At 70.5% G+C, this 13,983-nt stretch carries 13 protein-coding genes and 1 tRNA gene; 10 read left to right on the forward strand and 4 right to left on the reverse strand.

Translation table 11 applies throughout. The features are described 5' to 3' along the window. Positions 1 to 20: 20 nt before the first annotated feature. From ACWFR3_RS17165 to ACWFR3_RS17180, 4 genes are all read left to right on the forward strand, one after another. Positions 21 to 1,562, forward strand: coding sequence for a sensor histidine kinase (locus tag ACWFR3_RS17165; RefSeq protein ID WP_453735430.1), 1,542 nt, complete (start codon positions 21 to 23; stop codon positions 1,560 to 1,562). Next, positions 1,559 to 2,008 carry a response regulator gene (locus ACWFR3_RS17170; protein WP_453735385.1) on the forward strand — a complete coding sequence of 150 codons (450 nt, stop codon included), beginning with the start codon at positions 1,559 to 1,561 and terminating at the stop codon, positions 2,006 to 2,008. Before ACWFR3_RS17165 ends, ACWFR3_RS17170 begins: the two co-directional genes overlap by 4 nt. 127 nt (positions 2,009 to 2,135) lie before the next feature. Continuing rightward, entirely contained in the window at positions 2,136 to 2,684 is a 549-nt protein-coding gene (locus ACWFR3_RS17175) for a SigE family RNA polymerase sigma factor (protein ID WP_453735386.1), read from the forward strand. Then, positions 2,681 to 4,036: an outer membrane protein assembly factor BamB family protein gene (locus ACWFR3_RS17180; RefSeq protein WP_453735387.1), complete on the forward strand. Its 1,356-nt coding sequence runs from the start codon at positions 2,681 to 2,683 to the stop codon at positions 4,034 to 4,036. The genes ACWFR3_RS17175 and ACWFR3_RS17180 overlap by 4 nt, the downstream gene beginning before the upstream one ends. Before the next feature lie 108 nt (positions 4,037 to 4,144). Here ACWFR3_RS17180 and ACWFR3_RS17185 read toward each other — a convergent pair whose 3' ends face one another. Further along, positions 4,145 to 4,927 (reverse strand): TSUP family transporter, encoded by a 783-nt coding sequence (locus tag ACWFR3_RS17185; protein WP_453735388.1) that lies wholly within the window; start codon positions 4,925 to 4,927, stop codon positions 4,145 to 4,147. 155 nt (positions 4,928 to 5,082) lie between these two features. On the opposite strand from ACWFR3_RS17185, the gene ACWFR3_RS17190 reads away from it, so the two are divergent. From ACWFR3_RS17190 to ACWFR3_RS17200, 3 genes are all read left to right on the forward strand, one after another. Next, positions 5,083 to 5,202 (forward strand) — tRNA-OTHER (locus ACWFR3_RS17190). A 57-nt stretch (positions 5,203 to 5,259) separates the two neighbouring features. Beyond that, entirely contained in the window at positions 5,260 to 5,745 is a 486-nt protein-coding gene (locus ACWFR3_RS17195; protein WP_453735389.1) for a cupin domain-containing protein, read from the forward strand. A gap of 64 nt (positions 5,746 to 5,809) precedes the next feature. Continuing rightward, the gene (locus tag ACWFR3_RS17200) at positions 5,810 to 7,525 is read left to right on the forward strand and encodes an ABC-F family ATP-binding cassette domain-containing protein (RefSeq protein ID WP_453735390.1); all 1,716 of its coding nucleotides are present in this window, start codon (positions 5,810 to 5,812) and stop codon (positions 7,523 to 7,525) included. Here the strand turns inward: ACWFR3_RS17200 and ACWFR3_RS17205 are convergent. Then, positions 7,522 to 8,232, reverse strand: coding sequence for a heparin lyase I family protein (locus tag ACWFR3_RS17205; protein WP_453735391.1), 711 nt, complete (start codon positions 8,230 to 8,232; stop codon positions 7,522 to 7,524). The two genes, ACWFR3_RS17200 and ACWFR3_RS17205, sit on opposite strands and share 4 nt — an antisense overlap. Before the next feature lie 308 nt (positions 8,233 to 8,540). Between ACWFR3_RS17205 and ACWFR3_RS17210 the strand changes: the two genes are divergently transcribed. Beyond that, positions 8,541 to 10,316, forward strand: coding sequence for an alpha-L-fucosidase (locus ACWFR3_RS17210; RefSeq protein ID WP_453735392.1), 1,776 nt, complete (start codon positions 8,541 to 8,543; stop codon positions 10,314 to 10,316). Here the strand turns inward: ACWFR3_RS17210 and ACWFR3_RS17215 are convergent. Both ACWFR3_RS17215 and ACWFR3_RS17220 read right to left on the reverse strand, forming a co-directional pair. Further along, positions 10,309 to 10,965: a maleylpyruvate isomerase N-terminal domain-containing protein gene (locus tag ACWFR3_RS17215; protein WP_453735393.1), complete on the reverse strand. Its 657-nt coding sequence runs from the start codon at positions 10,963 to 10,965 to the stop codon at positions 10,309 to 10,311. The two genes, ACWFR3_RS17210 and ACWFR3_RS17215, sit on opposite strands and share 8 nt — an antisense overlap. Positions 10,966 to 11,097: 132 nt before the next feature. Next, the gene (locus tag ACWFR3_RS17220; RefSeq protein ID WP_453735394.1) at positions 11,098 to 11,778 is read right to left on the reverse strand and encodes a hypothetical protein; all 681 of its coding nucleotides are present in this window, start codon (positions 11,776 to 11,778) and stop codon (positions 11,098 to 11,100) included. 172 nt (positions 11,779 to 11,950) lie between these two features. On the opposite strand from ACWFR3_RS17220, the gene cbiE reads away from it, so the two are divergent. Together cbiE and cobM are read left to right on the forward strand one after the other, a co-directional pair. Beyond that, positions 11,951 to 13,237: a precorrin-6y C5,15-methyltransferase (decarboxylating) subunit CbiE gene (cbiE, locus tag ACWFR3_RS17225; RefSeq protein ID WP_453735395.1), complete on the forward strand. Its 1,287-nt coding sequence runs from the start codon at positions 11,951 to 11,953 to the stop codon at positions 13,235 to 13,237. Further along, positions 13,234 to 13,983, forward strand: a complete 750-nt coding sequence (gene cobM / locus ACWFR3_RS17230; protein ID WP_453735396.1) for a precorrin-4 C(11)-methyltransferase — start codon at positions 13,234 to 13,236, stop codon at positions 13,981 to 13,983. The genes cbiE and cobM overlap by 4 nt, the downstream gene beginning before the upstream one ends.

Below are 13,983 nucleotides of genomic sequence, written 5' to 3' on the forward strand. Positions count from 1 at the left end.
TCCAGCTGGTGCTGGCTCTGATGGTGCTCCTGGTCCTGGCGGGCGCCGTGGTCGGTGCCCGCCTCCTCGGCCAGACCGCGGACGTGACCGACCAGTTGACCGACCGCCTGCAGCCCGCGCAGACGCAGACATACCGCCTCCAGGCCGCCCTGGTGAACCAGGAGACCGGCGTCCGGGGCTACGCCATCACCGCCGACCGCCAGTTCCTTGATCCCTACACCCGGGGCAAGAAGGACGAGGCCCGCGCCGCCGCCCGGCTGCGCGACCTCATCGGGGACCGGCCCCAGCTGATGGCGGACCTCAAGGCGGTCCAGCGGGAGGCCGCGGACTGGCGGCGGGCGTACGCCGAACCCCTGGTGTCCAAGGTCACTCCCGGTGAGCCGAGCGCCGTCGCCGAGACGAACGCCGAGCGCGGCAAGGAGGTCTTCGACCAGATCCGTACGGTGTGGGCCGCACAGAACACCGACCTGACCCGTGCCGTCGAGGACGGCAAGGCCGAGTTGGACAGCTCCCGTACGGTGCGCACGGTGATCCTGGGGTCCCTGGTCGGGGTCTTCCTGCTGGCCGGAATCGCCTTGGCTTTCCTGGTGCGCAGGCTGGTGGCCCGGCCCCTGGACGCGCTGCGCGTCTCGTCGCGGCAGGTGGCGCGCGGCGATTTCGACCACGTCATCACGATCGACGGCCCCGCGGACCTCCGAGCGGTGGCGAAAGACGTGGAAGACATGCGCCAGCAGATCGTGGAGGAACTGGGAGCCTCCCGCCGCCGGCGGGACGCGCTGACCCAGCAGGCGGCCGAACTGGACGCCCAGGCGGTGGAACTGCGGCGCTCCAACGCCGAACTGGAGCAGTTCGCCTACGTCGCCTCCCACGACCTTCAGGAGCCCCTGCGCAAGGTCGCCTCCTTCTGCCAGCTCCTGGAGAAGCGGTACGGAGACACGCTCGACGACCGTGGCAAGCAGTACATCGACTTCGCTGTCGACGGCGCCAAGCGCATGCAGATCCTCATCAACGACCTGCTCACCTTCTCCCGCGTCGGGCGGCTCAACGACGCACAGGTACCCGTCGATCTCGACCAGGCACTCACCAAGGCGCTTGCCAACCTGGACACCTCGGTCCGGGACACCGACGCGCTCATCGAACGCCCCGGGCACCTGCCCGAGATCGTCGGCGACCCGACGCTCCTGACCATGCTCTGGCAGAATCTCGTCGGCAACGCCGTCAAGTTCCACCACCCCGAACGCACCCCGCGGATCGAGATCACCTGCGAGGAGGACGAGAGTTCCGGCGCCTGGAACTTCTGCGTCACCGACAACGGCATCGGCATCCCCGAGGAGTTCGCGGAGAAGGTCTTCGTCATCTTCCAGCGGCTGCACGGCCGTGACGCCTACGGCGGCACCGGCATCGGCCTTGCCCTGTGCAAGAAGATCGTCGAGCATCACGGCGGTCACATCTGGATCGACAGCGGGCACACCGACGGAACCCGCATCTGCTTCACCCTGCCCTCCGACGCCGGCCCCGCGGAGGACACCGAAACCCGCACCGAGGAAGAGGCCCTGACATGACCACCCCTTCTCCCGCGCCCGTCGACGTGCTCCTCGTGGAGGACGACCCGGGCGACGAGCTGATGACGCGCGAGGCGTTCGAGGACAACAAGATCCGCAACAACCTGCACGTGGTCCGGGACGGCGAGGAGGCCCTCGACTTCCTCTACCGGCGCGGTGAGCACGTAGGAGTGCCGCGCCCCGACCTCATCCTGCTCGACCTCAACCTGCCCAAGTACGACGGACGCCAGGTCCTGGAGAAGATCAAGTCGGACCCGGACCTGCAGGACATCCCGGTGGTGGTGCTCACCACGTCGGCAGCGGAGGAGGACATCCTGCGCAGCTACAAACTGCACGCGAACGCCTACGTCACCAAGCCGGTCGACCTCGACCAGTTCATCGCCGCGGTACGCCAGATCGACGACTTCTTCGTCCAGGTGGTACGCCTGCCGCGCCGCCAGGCCTGATCCCCGGAACTCCACATTCCGCAACCCCTCTTGGCCCCCTCTTGGTGTGAACACACAATTTCGCGCGCCGATGGATAGCCGCGGGCGCCCCGTCACGTCGTGAGGGTTGCCAAGAAGGGGAGGGTCGATGGAGGCCTCAAATCACGACGAGTTCCGCGAGTTCGTAGCGATGCGCTCCACCGCGCTGCTGCGACTCGCGGTACTGCTGACCGGCGGTGACCGGCACGCGGCGGAGGATCTGCTGCAGATCGCGCTGATGAAGGCCTACGGACGCTGGGCGCGCATCGAGCAGCCCGAGGCGTACGTCCGCCAGATCATGTACCGCCAGCAGGTCAACCGCTGGCGGCTGCGCAGACATCGCGCCGAGACGACGGTGCCCGTACTGCCCGAGACCGGCGTGCGGGGCGCCGAGGCGGATTCCGAGCTGAGGATCTCGCTGTGGGCGGCGCTCGGCCGTCTCACGAAGCGGCAGCGGGCCGTGGTCGTGCTGCGCTATTTCGAGGATCTGCCGGAGGCCGAGGTCGCGGCGCTGCTGAGATGCCCGGTCGGCACGGTGCGCAGTACGGCGCACCGGTCGCTCGCCAAGCTCCGGGCCCTGGTCCCCGAGCTCGGGCCCGAAGGCCCAGCGGGACAGGTGCAGCCGCTCAGCTACTCGCCGAAGGAGATGCAGGGATGACGACGGAGCGCGTGGAGGAGAAGGTCCGCGAGACGCTGCACGCGGTCGCCCTGGACCGGGTGCGGGCGCCGGGAGATCTGGCCGAGCAGGTGGTACGGCGGCGCAGCCGACGCCGTTTCTCGCAAGCCGCCGGGGCGGTTGTGGCCGTTGCCGCGATCACCGTGGGTGCGGTGTTCGGCCTCGGGGGCGGCGGTGGGGACGGGCAGGACCGGCCCGTGCGCCCCGCGGTATCGCCGAACGGCTGGAAGCCTTGGCAGAACAGCGCCGCGGGCGCCACCGAGCGGGGCTGCATGGCGGACGGTTCCGCGCTGTACTGCGCCGGGTCCAAGTACGACGCCGCGAAGTTCGACGCCAATACGGGCGAGCGGCTGTGGACCGTCAAGGTCAATCGCGAAGGCGACGGGATGGACCACCCGTTCGCCGTGCGCGACGGCGTGATCTACGCCTACCGCAACCACACCGCGAAGAACCTGCCGGACGGGGACTATATGGCAGGTACCGATCTGATGGCGGTGGACGCCGACAGCGGCGACGTGCTGTGGAAGAAGAAGATGCCGCAGGACGACCGTACCGACCAGGCCGCCATGCCCATCAACGGCGCGGTCTTCGCGAACACTCCGTCACTCCGCACGATGTCGGCCCTCGACCCGCGGACCGGCGAGGAGAAGTGGCACTACACCTGGGACAAGGGCATCGCGTGCCAGCGCGCGGTGCTGAGCGGCGTGCCCCATCTGCTGTGCACGAAGGACACGGAGAAGCCGCACGACACCAACGTCTTCCGTCTCAACGCCGCTACCGGAGCCGCCGAGAAGGTCACGACCCTCCCCGGCAGGCAGCAGCTCATCGGGACGACGGGGGACCGGATGGTCCTGACGGACCAGAAGGCACCGACGGACAAGGACCTGCGGCTGACCACCGTCAACGGCTCCGGAGGACAGACCTCGCACTCCTACCGGGGCCCGGACAAGGTGGCCAGCACGGATGTCGTCGGAGACCGGCTGATCTCCGTGACGTGGGAGGGCAAGGTCTCGGCCTACTCCCTGACCACGGGGAAGCCCCTGTGGACCGCCCCTGTCGGCGTCAAGATGCCCGACCAACAGAGGCCCGGGGGCCTCACGTCCCCCGTGGTGTCGGAGAGGCAGGGAGTCGTGTACTTCCTCAGCCGGACCGGAGAACTGTCCGGCCTCGACCTGCGCACCGGCAAGAAGGTCTGGCACGACCGCATCGACATCGCCAAACCGGGCAAGAGGCCCGACTGGGCATCCGATCCCCGGCTCCTGCTCTACGAGGATGTGCTGGTCGCCATGAAGGGAAGCAAGACGGTCTCCCTCCTGCCGCGCATCGGTGGCTGACCCGGCATCGGTGACTGACCCCAAGGAACGCGGGCCGGGGCGGGTGGCATTCCCGCCCCGGCTTGCCCCTGCTGCCTGCCCGGCCGGTACGCCGGGTTCATCAGCAGCTCAGGAGAGGCCCTGAACGGCGTACAGCGCGCCGAGGACGGCAGCAAGGGTGCCGAGCAGCAGCCGGAGCGCGGTCTCGGGCACATGTGGCTGGAGCCGTGCGCCGAGGTAGCCGCCGATCAGGCCGCCGAGACCACAGGCCAGGCCAAGACCCCAGTCGGGCGCCACGGGCCCCTCGCTCGCCGTGGCAAGCACCGCGTACGCGGCGGCCCCGGCGAGCGAGGTGGTGAAGGTCGCGGCGAGCGTGGCGGGCGCGATGCGGGCCATGGGCATGCCGCGCGCGGCGAGGACGGGCCCCAGGAGGGAGCCGCCGCCGATCCCGTAGATCCCGCCCACCACCCCGACGGTCAGGGCCAGGGCGGCCAGCGCGGGCGCCGACGGCTCGGCCGCGTCGGATCGTTGCGGGGACGGGCGCAGGGTGCGCAGGCACAGCCAGGTGCCGAGCGGCAGCAACAGGGCGGCGACCAGGATCCGGAAGACGCCGGGGCCGGGCAGGGCGAAGACACGGATGGCGGCACCCGCGATCACGCCGGGCAGCGTCCAGGTGACCAGGCGCCGGGCCAGGCCGCCGCGCAGAGCGCCGTCGCGGCGGTAACGCCACAGGGCGCCCGGCCCGGCCACCACGTTGAACAACAGGTTCGTCGGCGTGACGGCGGGGCTCGGCACACCAAGAACACTGAGCTGCACCGGAAGGAGAAAGACCGCCCCGGACACGCCCACCGGCGCGGTCACCGTCGCGATCAGCAGCCCGGCCGCGAACCCCGCCCAGATCGTCCACTCCACCGCTGCCCCGCCGTTTCTCGATCGTCCGGTGCCGGTCAGTATCCGTGGACCGGGCTGCGCGCCGAGCGTGCGGGTCGCGGCGATAATCAACTCGCCCCCCGCCGGGTGCTGTCCTTATCCTCACCGGAGCGGGATCGCGCGGTCCCGCAGGTTGCGGTGCCGTGGCAGAGCGGCCCATTGCGATCGGCGTGCGGGAAGCCCCTCGCACGCCGACTGACGGGAGCCGGGCGGGCCTTGCCCTTCCCTGTCCGCGGGTTCGAATCCCGCCGGCGCCGCAGCCGACCGGCACGACAGCCGTACGTCGCCGCCCGTCCGCACCGACTGGAGTTCGCATGAACGCCCCCGCCCCCGCCGCTCCGGTGTTCGTCGGACCGGAACAGACCGCAGCCGTCGGGCGAGGCCAGGTCAGTGTCTTGTGGTCGCTCGGCGACCGTACGAGGGATCTGGACGCCGACGTCGTCCGGCTCGCTCCGGGCGCGAGCACCGGCGAGCACACGGAGGAGGAGTTCGGCGTCCTGCTCACCGTGCTGACCGGCTCCGGTGAACTCCGCACCCCGGACGTGACCTGGCAGCTCGTGCCCGGCGCCCTCGCCTGGCTCCCCGCGGGCCCGGGCCGCTGCGTGGACGCGGGGGAGGAGGGTCTTGTCTATACGACCGCCCACCGCCGTCGCCCGGCCCCCGGCACCGATCCGCACGGCTGCCCGGACGCCGGTGAGCCGGTCTGCCTGCTCGATCGCGTCTGCCCCGAGTGCGGCGGTTTCGCCGCCGAACGGGACGCCCGCTACTGCGCCCGCTGCGGAACACCCCTGGCCGACTGACCGGCAACAGCTCTCCAGCGGCATTCAGCCGGCGATTCCCGGCGTACGACAGGAGTTACTCACGATGTCCGACACGAATGCGGCCCGTCCCGGCGGCGCGCAGGACGTGCTCTCCGGTGACCACCGCTCCGCGCACCTCCTCGCCGAGAACGTGCACTGCGTGCTCGGAGACCGCCTCGTGCTGCGTGATGTCTCGCTGAAGGTGTCACGGGGCGAGCGGGTCGGTCTGATCGGCGAGAACGGGCGGGGCAAGTCGACGTTGCTGCGCGCCCTCGCCGGTGAACTGCCGCTGCAACGGGGTCAGGTCGTACGGGCGGTCGCGGGCCAGGTCGGCTTCCTGCCGCAGGAGCCCGGCTTCCCTGCCGGTGCGACCATCGAGACCGTACTGGCGCGGGCGACGGCCGAGTTCGGTGAAATGGCCGAACGCATGCGTGCCGCCGAGGAGTTGATGTCGTCCGGCAAAGAAGACCTGAGCGAGGTGCTCGGTGAGTACGGGCGGCTCCAGGACGAGTTCGCCCGGCGCGGCGGCTGGGAACTCGACGCCCGCATCGGCGAGGTACTGGACGTCTTCAGTCTCGGGGGCCTGGATCGGCTTCGGCCGACCAAGACCCTCTCGGGCGGCGAGCGCTCCCGCCTGGCGCTCGCCGAACTGGTCCTCGCCGAACCCGCCGGGCTGCTCCTCGACGAACCGACGAACCACCTCGACGACCGTGCGGTGGACTGGCTCGTCCCGTGGCTGGCCCGGTATCAGGGCCCGTGCCTCATCGCCTCGCACGACCGGGTGCTCCTTGACACCGCCGTCACCGCCATCGTCGACCTGGACGGCTCCCGCGGCACCACCGTGCGCTACGGCGGCGGCTACCGCGACTACCTCGACGAACGCGCCGCGGCACAAGCACGCTGGTGGCAGCAGTACCGCGACTGGCGCCAGGAACTGGCCGAGACCCGGCGGCGGCTCGACAGGGCGGCCAGATCCGGCCGCACCTTCGGCGCGAGGGGGGACGGCGACAAACTCTCCTACAACCTCAACGGAGGCGCCGCCCAGGCCGCCGCCGCCCGCGCGACGCGTGCGGCCAGGCAGCAACTGGGGCGGCTGCTCGACGAGGAGGTGCACCGCCCGCCGGAGCCGCTGGCCTTCCAGGCACCGGAGATCGCCTCGGAGAGCAGCGAGAGTGCGGAACGGCCCGGCGGCGAGGTGTTGCTCCGGGCCGATGGCCTGGTCGTGGGCGACGTGCTGCGGGGCGTGGACCTTGAGCTCGCCCCGGGTTCGCTGTACGTGATCACCGGGCCGAACGGCGCGGGCAAGTCCACGCTCCTGTCCGTCTTGGCGGGCCTCAGGACACCCGACGCAGGAGGGGTCGTAGGTGAACCAGGGCTGCGCATCGGTTACTTGCCGCAGGAGAGCCACTTCGCCAGGGAGCAGCGCGGCGTCCTGGAGACCTTCGCCGCACACCGCGCGGCCTACATCGACGACGCGGCACGCGAGTTGACCCGATTCGGCCTGTTCGCGAGCGCCGACTTCGACGTTCCGGTGAACCGCCTCTCGGTGGGGCAGCTGCGGCGCCTCGAACTCGCGCTGCTGTTCTCGCGGCGCCCGAACCTGCTGCTGCTCGACGAGCCGAGCAATCACCTCAGCCTGGCGCTGGTCGAGCAACTACAGTCCGCAGTCGAGCAGTTCACCGGCCCGGTCGTGATGGTCACCCACGACCGGGCCCTGCGCGAACACCACCGCGACAGCTTGCTTGAGCTGGTCGACGGACGGCTGGTGCGGCCGGTCTAGTTGTCCACGTCTCCGTACGTCGTGCCGACCTTGAGCCCGTCGATCCAGTTGATGACCCGCTTGTCCTTGACCTCGGAGCCGTAGGAGCCGAACCGGGTGTCGTTGCCCAGGTCGTCCCAGGTGCGGCCGGAGAACTCGGCGACCTTGGTGCCGTTGTAGAAGGCCGAGACCCACCCGGCGGAGGCGTCGGACGAGGTGTGGATGCCGAGCACGATGCGCTTGTAGGTGCTGGTCGTGACGGGCGTCGACCACTTCAGGGTCCACTTCTCGCCGGCCTCGATGTGGAACAGCTTGAGCTCGCCGCCCTCGACCTTCATCAGCACCGGGTAGTTCTGCTGGTGCTGGTCGTTGGTGCCGTACGACTTCCACTGGAAGATCGTGCCCGCGTCCGGGGTGTTGGTGGAGGTGTCCCAGCCGATCCAGTACGTCGAGTTGTTCTTGAACGTGTACCGCGAGCCGCCGACGCTGATCCCGTGGGCCTCGCAACGCTCCAGGCCGAGCGGCTTGTTGAACTTGAAGACCTGGCCGCGGCCGTCGCCGTTGTCCTGCGCGGTGACGCTGCCGGGGCTGTCGCAGAGGGTGGAGGAGAAGACTCCGGTGCCTGCGGAGGCGTCGCCGTTCCAGATGACGGAGGCGTCGGCGGGTGCCGCGGTGAGCAGGATCAGTGAAGAAGCGGCGGCCGTGAGGGTGCCGGTTCGCTTGCGCATGGGGGCTCCTTGCGAGTGGGGGGATGGGGTCGCGTGACGTAGACCATCCGTGCGCCGGGTGGAAAGTAACCGGTTTCTAGCATGGGTATGGGTGAACACTCAATGGACAGGCGTCAGTTGCGCGTCTCCGGATAGAAAACGGTATCTGCCGCAACCTGGTCCGTCGGGGGTGGTGACGCCACGCCTTCGCGCCCTTAACATCCGATGTACGCGCCCCCATGCCTCCCTCGTGACACGTAGCGCATCTGTATGGGCTCCTAACATCGGATGACTCGACGACCTTGGGACAGTTGTAGAGGAGATTCGCGATGCGCAAGGTGCTCGGCGTCATGCTCGCGCTCCTGCTCGCCGTCGGAGCAGCAGTGGCAAGCCCTCCCGCAGCCGTCGCCACGCAGGCCGACCGGGCCGGAGGACCCCGCACGCAAGGCATCCCCGGCGAGATCGGGACCAGCGACGACAAGGACCTCGCGGCCTGGCAGCGGCTCCAGTTCGGGATGTTCATCCACTGGGGGCTGTTCTCCGAACTGGGCGGCGTGTGGAAGGGGAAGCCGGTCACCGAGGGCTACAGCGAACAGATCCAGATGTGGGCCGACATCTCCGAGGAGGAGTACCTCGAAGTCGCCCGGCGGTTCAAGCCCGACCGGTTCGACCCCGCGGAGATCTGTTCCCTCGCCAAGCGGGCGGGGATGCGGTACGTGGTCATCACCGGCAAGCACCACGACGGCTTCTCCATGTTCGACACCGACACCACCGGCTACGACGTCGTCGACGCGACCCCGTACAAGAAGGACCCGCTCAAGGCGCTCGCGGACGAATGCCGCAGCCAGGGGCTGAAGTTCGGCTTCTACTTCTCGCTGGTCGACTGGCACCAGGGCCATGACTTCGACGGCAACAACAACAATCCGATCCCCGCGTCGATGGAGCCGGTCATCGAGGGGCAGCTGCGCGAACTGATGACGAACTACGGGGACATCGCCGAGGTGTGGTTCGACATGTCATCGCCCACCGCCGAGCAGAGCCGCACATTCGCCGGGATCGTCCGCGAACTCCAGCCGAAGGCGGCGATCAACAGCCGGGTGTGGAACAACCAGGGCGACTTCCGTACCCTCGGCGACAACGAGATTCCCGCGGTGGCGCTCGACGGGGCCTGGCAGACTCCCGCGTCGATCTACCACGAGACCTGGGGCTACCGCAGCTGGCAGAAGCGGGAAGACCTGCCCGGCAAGATCAAGGATCTCGTGGGCGGCCTCACCGGCGTGCGGGCCCGCGGCGGCAACTACCTGCTCAACATCGGCCCGCGCGGCGACGGCTCGGTCGTGGATTTCGAGGCCGACGTCCTGCGCGGCATGGGCGACTGGCTGAACCGTCACCCCGGCGCCGTGCTCGGCGCCTCGGCCACCCGCTTCGGCGGCCGTCCCTGGGGCGAGGTCACCGTCAACGACCGTGACCTGTTCCTGCACGTGACCCAGTGGCCCGAGTCCGGTGAACTCCGGCTGCCGGGCCTGGCCACCTCCGTACGCAACGTCCGCGAGGACGGCTCGAAGGACCGGCTCGACTGGCGCTGGGACGGCGACGACCTCATCGTGACGCTGCCCGAGCGGCCGCGTGACCAGGTGCTGCCCGTCGTGAAGGTCGAACTCGGCGGCAAGCTCCGGATCATCCCGCAGCACACGGTCGCCCTCGGTCCGGACAAGACCGCCGTCCTGGAGGGCGCCGACATCGAGCACGGCTACAGCTACGCCGACGACGGCAGCTACTACAGCACGAAGCGGACCACGGTGCGCCACACCGCCCACATCACCGCCGACCGACCCGCGAAGCTGTCGGTGGCGGTCCGCGGGAAGGCGCGGGCGGATGCGCTCTACCGGGTGCAGGTCGGCAAGCACTCCCGGCTCGTGACAGGCGCGGACCTCACCCGGGGCGCCGTCGGCTCCTTCTCCGTACCGCGCGGGAAGGTGACCCCCGTGACGATCACTCTCGCGGCGCCGGAGCACGCAGGGGAGGAACTGGGCCTGAGCCTTGACTCGTTGCGGGTCGCACCCGCCGGAAAGCTCGCGGTCAGGGGGCGGCCGGGTGTCAGTTGAGGACGAAGGGGAGTTTCGCCGCCAGCTCGCCCAGTTCGGCCTGCTCCGCATCGGTCGGCGCCCGCCGACCGGTGCCGATCAGGAGGGCCTCCGTGTCGGAGAACGTCTTGGGGAACGCGGTTCCGGCGATCTCCTCCAGCATCTCGCGGCTGCGGGCGAGCCCCTCATCGGGCGGTCCGGCCACGTGCGGGAGGTGGGCGATCAGGTCGAGGTGGTGCAGGGTCCATTCCATGACGTACGTCATGAGGTAGTCGCCCACGGTGAGGACCTCGTCGCGGGTGCCCACCCGGCTTTCGGGGTCGGCGAGTTCGGCGGCGCGACCGGCGGCCGAGCCGACGTCATCGAGGTGGAACTTGAGGAGCCAGGGCTCTCCGTAGGCAGCCGCGAGGCGGACGGTCAGCGCATCGAGGGGGTCCTCGCCGTTCGGCGGCGCCGAGGTGACGTCCCAGTAGGAGAGCGCGTCGTGGGTCGGTTCCGCTTCGGCCGGGGTCACGAGGGTGATCAGGACGTCCTGGGCATCGACGATCAGATGGCAGGCCAGGTCCCGCACGAGCCAGCCGGTGCAGCCGGAGGGACGCGCGAAATCCTCGTCCGGGAGATCGGCGACGGCCGCGCGCAATGCTGCCCAGGAGTTCGAGAAGAGATCCACGGCGCAAAGGTAGTGCTGTGCCGCAAAGCCGGACAAGCGTATTCGGGTGGTCGGCACATGCCCGTGGCACGGGACGGAGCTGGGCGCCCGGTGGCCGAGCGCCCAGCTCCGTCCCGTGTCGGGCGCGAGTGTTCAGCGCCGGGCGATGGCCTGCGCCAGCCACGTCTCCAGGCCTCGCTGCGCGCCCCGTAGCACCTCGCCCCGGGACAGCTCGTCGGCGCGCTCGACCACGGCGAGCCTCCACCCTTCGCGGCGGACCGCGCCGAGTGTCACCGCACGCTCGCGCAGCAGGTACCGCGCCGCCGACGCGACGTCGGTCACCGGAGGGGTCACCTCGTAGCGGGAGAGCTTGGCGACGTACCAGTCGAGCCAGCCCTCGCCTTCCCTCGTCGCGGCGCGGGGCAGCGCGGTCCCGGCGTTCCCGTCGAGGAAGACCATGACCGGGCTGACGGGCGCGAGCACCTTGGTGAGGTCGGCCATGAACGAGTCGATCGTTTCCGTGTCGTGTCCCATGGCAAGCAGTGTCGGCACGAACGGCACCAGGGCATCGGCGATCACCACGTCGTCGCCGCTCGCCACGACCGCGTCGACGAACTCCGCGGTGGCCGCCAGCAACGTCTCCGGGCCGACCCGGCCGCTCGTCCCGAACTCCTCCGCCACCGCGGCGAACTGGGGCCGGGTCAGGATCTCCTCCTCGCGGAAATGATCCACCCGCAGTCCCGCATCATCGGCCAGCCACCGGCTCAGTCCACCGCACAGCGTCGACTTGCCCACGCCCGGGGACGCCCCGCACACCGTGATCAGTACCGTCATGCCCGCCGAGCCTACGCCGACGGTCCCGTAGGCCCCCGGGAGCCACCTGGCCGGTGGCCGGAAGCGGCCGGACAGTAGAGTTCGGGTGCGCCAGCCCCCGAGCACCGAGGTACCGTCCGTGACCCCCGCATCCGCCGCACACCCCCTCCCGCCTGCAGTGTTGCCTCCTGCCGTGAGCGTGGTGGGTATCGGGGCCGACGGGTGGGGCGGACTTCCTGACGCGGCGCGTACGGCACTCGGCGAGGCGCAGGTGCTGATCGGCGGGCAGCGTCAGCTGGACCTGCTGCCGCCGGAGTGCGCGGGGCTGCGCGTGCCGTGGCCCTCGCCGTTGCGGCCGGCCGTGCCCGGTCTGCTCGCCGCGCACGCGGGGAACAGGATCGCCGTCCTGGCCAGCGGGGACCCGATGTTCTACGGCATCGGCCGGGCGCTCACCGAGGTCCTTGGCTCCGACGGGCTGCGCATCCTGCCCCACCCGTCGTCCGTCTCCTATGCCTGCGCCCGCGTCGGCTGGCCGCTGGAGGACACCGAAGTCGTCACCCTGGTCGGGCGGCCGGCTGCCCGCCTTGCCGCCCCCCTGCACGACGGGCGCCGGGTCCTTGTGCTCAGCGCGGACGCCACCACGCCCGCCGTGGTCGCCGCGCTGCTGCGGGAGCAGGGCTTCGGGCCGAGCCCCGTCCGCGTCCTCGAACAGCTCGGCGGGGAGGCCGAGTCGTGTGTCGAGGGAATCGCGGACACCTGGGCGCACCCGCCGGGCGACCCGCTGAACGTCATAGCGATCGAATGCCGGCGCGACCCCGACGCGCTGCGTCTCGGCGCCGTCCCCGGACTGCCCGACGCGGCCTACGAACACGACGGCCAGCTCACCAAGCGCCACGTCCGCGCCGCCACCCTCGGAGTGCTCGCGCCCGCCCCCGGCGAGCTGCTGTGGGACATCGGCGGCGGCTCGGGGTCCGTGGCGATCGAGTGGATGCGCACCCACCCCTCCTGCCGGGCGATCACCGTGGAGCGCGATCCGGTACGGGCGCAGCGCATCGAGCGCAACGCCGCACACCTGGGCGTGCCCGCCCTGCGTGTGATCACCGGCCGGGCCCCCGACAGCCTGAGCGAACTGCCCGCGCCCGACGCCGTGTTCATCGGGGGCGGGCTGACCGTGCCCGGCCTGCTCGATGCCTGCTGGGATGCGCTGCCCGCGGGCGGCCGCCTGGTCGCCAACACGGTCACGCTGGAGTCCGAGGCGCTGCTCACCGAGCGATACCGCAGGCACGGCGGTGAGCTCGTCCGCCTCTCCGTCGCGCACGCCGTGCCCGTCGGCGGCTTCACCGGCTGGCGCCAGGCGATGCCGGTCACTCAGTGGTCCGTGCGCAAACCTTCCTCGACCCCCGTTGCGGAACCCTCAGCAGAAGCTCCCGCAGAAGCCCCCGCAAAACCCTCGGCAGAACCCTCAGGAGACAACCAATGACCGTGTACTTCATCGGCGCGGGGCCCGGTGCGGCCGACCTGATCACGGTGCGCGGCGCGCGCACGCTCGCCGCCTGCGGGGTGTGCCTGTACGCGGGCAGTCTGGTGCCCCGTGAACTGCTCGCCGAGTGTCCAAAGGACGCCCGTCTGATCGACACCGCGCAGCTGGACATCGACCAGATCACCGCCGAACTCGTCGCCGCCCACCAGCAGGGGCACGACGTGGCACGCCTGCACTCGGGCGACCCGTCCGTCTTCAGCGCCGTCAACGAGCAGATGCGGCGCCTGGACGAGGCGGGCGTGCCCTACGAGGTGGTGCCGGGCGTGCCCGCGTTCGCTGCCGCGGCTGCGGCGCTCAAGCGGGAGCTGACCGTCCCGACCGTCGGCCAGACCGTCATCCTCACCCGGATCGCCAACCGGGCCACCGCGATGCCCGAGGGCGAGGACCTGGCCACGCTGGGCCGCAGCGGCGCCCTGATCGTGCTCCACCTGGCCGCCAAGTACGTGGACCGTGTGGTCGAGGAACTCCTGCCGCACTACGGAGCCGACTGCCCCACGGCCGTCGTGGCACTGGCCTCACGCCCGGACGAACTCATCCTGCGCGGCCCCCTCGACGAGATCGCGGCGCAGGTGAAGGCGGCGGGCGTGATCCGTACCGCCGTCATCATGGTGGGCCGCACCCTGGGCGCCGAACAGTTCCGCGACAGCCACCTCTACTCACCGGAACGCGACCGGCACGTCTGCTGA

This window comes from Streptomyces sp. NPDC055189, assembly GCF_053606765.1.

Coding starts and splice junctions, on each gene's coding strand:
- ACWFR3_RS17165 (WP_453735430.1), top strand. CDS start 21: ATGGTGCTCCTGGTCCTGGCGGGCGCCGTGGTCGGTGCCCGCCTCCTC.
- ACWFR3_RS17170 (WP_453735385.1), top strand. CDS start 1,559: ATGACCACCCCTTCTCCCGCGCCCGTCGACGTGCTCCTCGTGGAGGAC.
- ACWFR3_RS17175 (WP_453735386.1), top strand. CDS start 2,136: ATGGAGGCCTCAAATCACGACGAGTTCCGCGAGTTCGTAGCGATGCGC.
- ACWFR3_RS17180 (WP_453735387.1), top strand. CDS start 2,681: ATGACGACGGAGCGCGTGGAGGAGAAGGTCCGCGAGACGCTGCACGCG.
- ACWFR3_RS17195 (WP_453735389.1), top strand. CDS start 5,260: ATGAACGCCCCCGCCCCCGCCGCTCCGGTGTTCGTCGGACCGGAACAG.
- ACWFR3_RS17200 (WP_453735390.1), top strand. CDS start 5,810: ATGTCCGACACGAATGCGGCCCGTCCCGGCGGCGCGCAGGACGTGCTC.
- ACWFR3_RS17205 (WP_453735391.1), bottom strand. CDS start 8,232: ATGCGCAAGCGAACCGGCACCCTCACGGCCGCCGCTTCTTCACTGATC.
- ACWFR3_RS17210 (WP_453735392.1), top strand. CDS start 8,541: ATGCGCAAGGTGCTCGGCGTCATGCTCGCGCTCCTGCTCGCCGTCGGA.
- ACWFR3_RS17220 (WP_453735394.1), bottom strand. CDS start 11,778: ATGACGGTACTGATCACGGTGTGCGGGGCGTCCCCGGGCGTGGGCAAG.
- cobM (WP_453735396.1), top strand. CDS start 13,234: ATGACCGTGTACTTCATCGGCGCGGGGCCCGGTGCGGCCGACCTGATC.